Consider the following 5,526-nt stretch of genomic DNA (forward strand, 5'->3'; position numbering starts at 1 on the left):
TCAGATCATTATCGGCGGTCTTTTTCATTGATAATTGAAAAGGGATAATCAATAATTATTCGTTTAAATTATCTTTTCTCCATTATCTATTACTGTTATGGCATTATTAGAAATTCAAAATCTCAGTAAACGTTTTACTGACCGAATAAGTTTATTTCGCAAGCAGGATTTTTATGCGGTAAAAGAGGTTTCTTTTAGCTTAAATAAGCGTGAGACGCTAGCGATTATCGGTGAAAACGGTGCGGGGAAATCGACTTTATCAAAAATGATTGTCGGTTTAACCAAACCGACTTCCGGAAGTATGCTATTTCGTGGCAAAAAATTAAAATTTGGCGATTACCAATTCCGTACTCGTCATATTCGAATGATGTTCCAAGACCCGAATTACGCCTTTGATCCTAACTATAACATCGGGCAAATCTTAGATGCACCGCTACGTCTGGCAACAGATCTCAGTGAAGCCGAACGTAATGAACGTATCTTTCATATCTTAAAATTGGTCGGAATGTATCCGGAACATGCCTTAATTCATATTAAAGACACTTCCAGCAGCCAGAAACAACGTATTGCTTTGGCTCGGGCGCTGATCTTAGAGCCTGAGATCCTGATTGCGGACGATACGCTAAGTACATTAGATTTTTCGGTGAGAACACAACTGACTAATTTAATGCTTACCCTTCAAGAACGTTTGGGCATTTCAATTATCTATGTCGGTCAGAATTTGGGTTTAATTAAACATATCGCCGATAAATTAATGGTCATGCATGAAGGGGAAGTGGTAGAGTATGGTAAAACCAAAGACCTCCTGTTAAACCCGCAAAGTGCGATTACCGCCCGTTTAATTGAAAGCCATTTTGGTAAGCAACTTACACCGGAAGCTTGGGCTGAATAGTCTTCTTTCATACATTAGTAAAATAAAAAATCACTTATGCAACATCATGAATTTCTCCGTGGAGTAAGGGAAGTCTCCCCGATGACACTTGGCTTTATTCCATTAGGGCTTGTGCTTGGTGCTCAAGCTTCACAAAAAGGGATGCCGTTTTACGAAATCGGCTTGTTAACGGGTTTGAATTTTGCCGGCGGTTCGGAATTTGCTGCCGTAAATCTTTGGACACATCCGCTTGCCATCAGCGTTATTGTTGCTGTTTCAATGCTGATTAATAGTCGCCATATTATTATGGGGGTTGCATTATATCTTTATATGAAAAACATCGGTCGTTTGAAGTCGCTCGGTTTACTCTTTTTATGACGGACGAAGTATGGGCGATGAATTTAGCCGATGCGCAGAAACGCCCACAAAAAGCAATTAGCATTCCTTACTATATGGGGACGGCAATTAGCCTTTATATTATGTGGGTGAGTTCCAGTATGTTGGGCGCTTATATCGGGCCTTTTGTCGGCGATTTGGAAAAATATGGCTTTGATATGTCTTTTACCGCTATCTTTTTAGTGATGTTAAAAGGAATGTGGAAGTCGTTTAAACTTGCTCGTCCGTGGTTTATTAGCTTATTGATTGCAGGACTCGTTTTCCATACGGTTGAGGGAGCTTGGTATGTGCTGGCAGGCGCATTATCGGGGGATTTTATCCGCCTATTTCTTTGCCTCAAGGGAGGATAAAGAATGACCTCGAGCGTTTTTCTTACGATTATTTTAATGGCATTCTCAACCTACCTTATCCGTGTCCTTGGTTTTCTGGTGTTGTGAAATCGAAAATTAAGCCGCACGACAGAGAAAGTGATGGAAGCGGTTCCCGGCTGTGTTTTAATTTCCGTTATTGCCCCGACCATCATGTCCAGTGATATTGCCAATACGATAGAGGTAATCCTGACTTGCTTGGCAATGATGAAATTTTCTTTATTTCCAACGGTGATCATTTCTATTATCGCAACAGGATTGCTGCGAGCGGTCTTTTAGCTGAATAAGCGGTTAAATTTGCAAATTTTTTCGCAAACTTAACCGCTTGTTTGATTTTTGATCTAGTTCATAAAAAGCTTTAAATACCCCATTTAGACTATTTCTCTTTATTTAAGTCAAACGTACACTGATAAAAATCATTGTAGAAGGAATGAAAAATGGAACTTAAGAATGTTATTGAACAGCGCAAGACCATCAAAGTTTTTAACCCTCATGTAAGCATTGAGCGTCAAGTGTTAGAGGAAATGTTAATGTTGGCGCAACTTGCGCCCTCTAAGGCAAATTTACAGCCATGGCGTTTCGTCGTAGTGGACGATACTGTGCAAAAGAATAAATTACTGGGTTCCGTTGCATTTAATGCACCACCGTGTGAAACGGCTTCGGCGGTGATTTTAGTGTTGGCAGATTTACAATATCAGCTATTACTTGATGATATTTTAGAATGTTCTATTGAGACTGGCTGTTTGCATCCGCAATTTAAACAACGTTCATTGGATTTTCTGCTCAGTGTACATAATGCCTCAAGCGAACAAGATATTCGTGATCAAGTGATTACTGATACCAGTTTAGCCGCTATGCAGCTTATGTTGATAGCAAAAGATAAGGGCTATGATACTCATGCGATTGGAGTATTTGATTGTTCTGCCGTATTGGCGGCACTTGAGGTAGATGCTGATCGCTATTTGCCTGTGATGTTACTTGCGATAGGTAAAGCGGCAACCGCGGCATTACCGAGTAGTCGTTTATCACTCGACTATACGGTTTCTTGGAATAATGGGAAAGGCTTTAAAAAGTAATTGTAATATTTGTTAAACAAGCGGTCTGATTTATTAAAACTTTTGCAAAAATTTGTTAAAATTAGCTCGCTTTTTTATTGATTGCTGATATTGAGGATGTATGCAACCCGTTAATAATTCAATTTTGAATAAAATCATTTTTGCAAGCCGTTGGTTACAGTTACCGATCTACTTAGGCTTAATTGTTGTGCAAGGTATTTATGCCTATAAGTTTATGAAATCGCTCTATAACCTAATCGTTAACCTCGGGGTAATGGATGAAAACACCATTATGCTAACGGTATTAAACTTAATTGACGTAGTGATGATTGCTAACTTATTAATTATGGTAATTGTCGGCGGTTATGAGACATTTGTATCAAAACTTCATGTGGATGATCATCCGGATCAACCTGAATGGCTGCATCATGTGAATGCTTCAGTATTAAAAGTGAAATTGGGGATGTCGATTATTAGTATTTCTTCTATTCACTTACTGCAAACTTTTATCAATGCGGCAAATTTAGATGAAAAAACGATGCAATGGCAGGTGATTATTCATGTGACGTTCTTGATTTCAGCAGTAGCAATGGCTTATACGGATAAGATTTCACATTCATCAGCAGTTAGCTCAAAACAGCATTAAACCTATCACAATAATTTAATGCATTTTTACAAAAAGTGGTTAGAATTAAACCGCTTTTATTTTATTTATAGTAGGGAAGATTATGACAAAACATTATGACTATTTAGCCATTGGTGGTGGTAGCGGTGGTATCGCTTCAATCAATCGTGCGACAAGTTATGGTAAAAAATGTGCGATTATCGAAGCGAAATATCTTGGCGGTACTTGTGTGAATGTGGGCTGTGTACCTAAAAAAGTGATGTTTTACGGTGCGCATATTGCAGAGGCGATTAATAGCTATGCGCCTGATTACGGTTTTGATGTGACAGTAAATAATTTTGATTTTGCGAAATTAATCGAAAGTCGTGAAGCCTATATTTCTCGTATTCATACTTCATATAACAATGTCTTAGCTAAAAATAATGTTGATGTGTTTAACGGTTTTGCTAAATTTGTTGATAGCAAAACGGTTGAGGTGACGTATGCAGATGGTACTACCGAACAAATTACTGCAGATCATATTTTAATTGCAACCGGCGGTCGCCCGTCTATTCCGGCGGTTAAAGGGGCTGAATTCGGTATTGATTCGAATGGTTTCTTTGCATTACGTGAGTTACCGAAACGTGTTGCGGTAGTCGGTGCCGGTTATATTGCGGTTGAAATTGCCGGTGTATTAAACAGCTTAGGTTCTGAAACGCATTTATTTGTGCGTCAACACGCACCGTTACGTAATCAAGATCCGCTTATCGTTGAAACGTTAGTGGAAGTATTAGCGCAAGACGGTATTACGCTACATACTCAAGCGATTCCGCAAGAAGTTAGTAAAAATGCTGACGGCTCATTAGTATTAAAATTAGCGGATGGTAGAGAAACAACTGTTGATTGCTTAATTTGGGCGATTGGTCGTGAACCGGCGTGCGATAAAATCAATCTTGATGTAGTAGGTGTGAAAACTAACGCTAAAGGTCAGATTATCGTAGATAAATTCCAAAATACCAATGTGCCGAATATTTATGCGGTCGGCGATATTATTGAAGGCGGTGTCGAATTAACACCGGTAGCTGTAGCAGCGGGGCGCCGTTTATCTGAACGTTTATTTAACAATAAACCGAATGAACATTTAGATTACAATTTAGTGCCTACGGTAGTATTTAGCCACCCACCTATCGGCACTGTCGGCTTAACCGAACCACAAGCAATTGAGCAGTATGGTGCTGAAAATGTAAAAGTTTATAAATCTTCATTTACGGCAATGTATACTGCTGTAACACAACACCGTCAGCCTTGTCGAATGAAGTTAGTCTGTGTTGGTAAAGACGAAAAAATCGTTGGCTTACACGGTATCGGTTTCGGCGTTGATGAAATGATCCAAGGATTTGCAGTCGCGATTAAAATGGGAGCAACAAAAGCTGATTTTGATAACACTGTGGCTATTCACCCAACAGGATCAGAAGAATTTGTAACTATGCGCTAATTATAATAATATATGAGGTAAGTAAACCTTTTGTTTACTTACTTTTTTTGTCTTATTAGGAATGAAATTTAAAATGAAAAACTTATTAGCCGTTTTAGGGATAAGTTTTCTCTTAGCTGGATGTTTTGATGACCCGAAAAAGCAGGATGCTGATTCTAGTCAAACGCCCGTAGAGCAAAAACAGCCTCAAACAGGAGAAAAATCTTCAGAGCAGAGGAGCGAAGAAAGTAAAACATCTTCGGAAAAAGTTGATAAATCTGAGAAAACTGCCGAAGCAGAACACAAGAAAGATAAATCAGCAACTCATCTTGAAAAAGAAGAGAAAGCAGAATTAGTAAAAACCAATAAAACTGCTGGCTCAAGTAAAATTATTGAAAAACGCCATAAGCCGGAAAAGAGCGTTACGAAAAAATCATTTGTTGCAGTATCTCATGATGAGAAGCTTGAGAATAAAACAAAGCATTCAGTAGCAAAATCTAAATCAGCTAAGCGTCGCCAAGATGTTAACGGTACTTATGAGAATGGTAAATTGGTAAGTAACTTCTCTCCGGAAGAGTTACGAGTTGGTGCGCAAGTGCCAATGTCGGATAATGAAATTCGCCAACAAAAAATGCAATGTCGTTATCCATTTATGTCTCAGCAAGAGATCGCAGAGAATAATTGTGGTGTAAAAACCGTGACGATTTCCTATTAATTGGTTTGTTATCGAATGAAAAAGAGGGCAAATTTTGATCTGA

General features: G+C 38.7%; 5 protein-coding genes and 2 pseudogenes. All 7 read left to right on the top strand.

Annotated features, from left to right (window positions below):
* Nucleotides 1-97: 97 nt before the first annotated feature.
* The 7 genes and pseudogenes from HMPREF0027_RS02540 (at nt 98) to HMPREF0027_RS02565 (ending at nt 5,483) form a co-directional block, all read left to right on the top strand.
* Nucleotides 98-892: a peptide ABC transporter ATP-binding protein gene (locus tag HMPREF0027_RS02540; RefSeq protein WP_005621993.1), complete on the top strand. Its 795-nt coding sequence runs from the start codon at nt 98-100 to the stop codon at nt 890-892.
* An 81-nt stretch (nt 893-973) separates the two neighbouring features.
* Nucleotides 974-1,617: pseudogene (locus HMPREF0027_RS02545) on the top strand (AzlC family ABC transporter permease).
* A 3-nt stretch (nt 1,618-1,620) separates the two neighbouring features.
* Nucleotides 1,621-1,914 (top strand): annotated as a pseudogene (locus HMPREF0027_RS12375) (AzlD family protein).
* A gap of 158 nt (nt 1,915-2,072) precedes the next feature.
* Entirely contained in the window at nt 2,073-2,711 is a 639-nt protein-coding gene (locus HMPREF0027_RS02550) for a nitroreductase family protein (protein ID WP_005621997.1), read from the top strand.
* A gap of 100 nt (nt 2,712-2,811) precedes the next feature.
* A complete protein-coding gene (locus HMPREF0027_RS02555; RefSeq protein ID WP_005621999.1) occupies nt 2,812-3,336 on the top strand; it encodes a TIGR00645 family protein in 525 nt (174 codons plus the stop codon).
* 82 nt (nt 3,337-3,418) lie between these two features.
* Nucleotides 3,419-4,789 carry a glutathione-disulfide reductase gene (gene gorA, locus HMPREF0027_RS02560; protein ID WP_005622001.1) on the top strand — a complete coding sequence of 457 codons (1,371 nt, stop codon included), beginning with the start codon at nt 3,419-3,421 and terminating at the stop codon, nt 4,787-4,789.
* A gap of 73 nt (nt 4,790-4,862) precedes the next feature.
* Nucleotides 4,863-5,483 carry a putative periplasmic lipoprotein gene (locus HMPREF0027_RS02565; RefSeq protein WP_044024231.1) on the top strand — a complete coding sequence of 207 codons (621 nt, stop codon included), beginning with the start codon at nt 4,863-4,865 and terminating at the stop codon, nt 5,481-5,483.
* Nucleotides 5,484-5,526 lie beyond the last annotated feature (43 nt).

The organism is Actinobacillus ureae ATCC 25976 (assembly GCF_000188255.1).
Taxonomy (GTDB): Bacteria; Pseudomonadota; Gammaproteobacteria; order Enterobacterales; family Pasteurellaceae; genus Actinobacillus; species Actinobacillus ureae.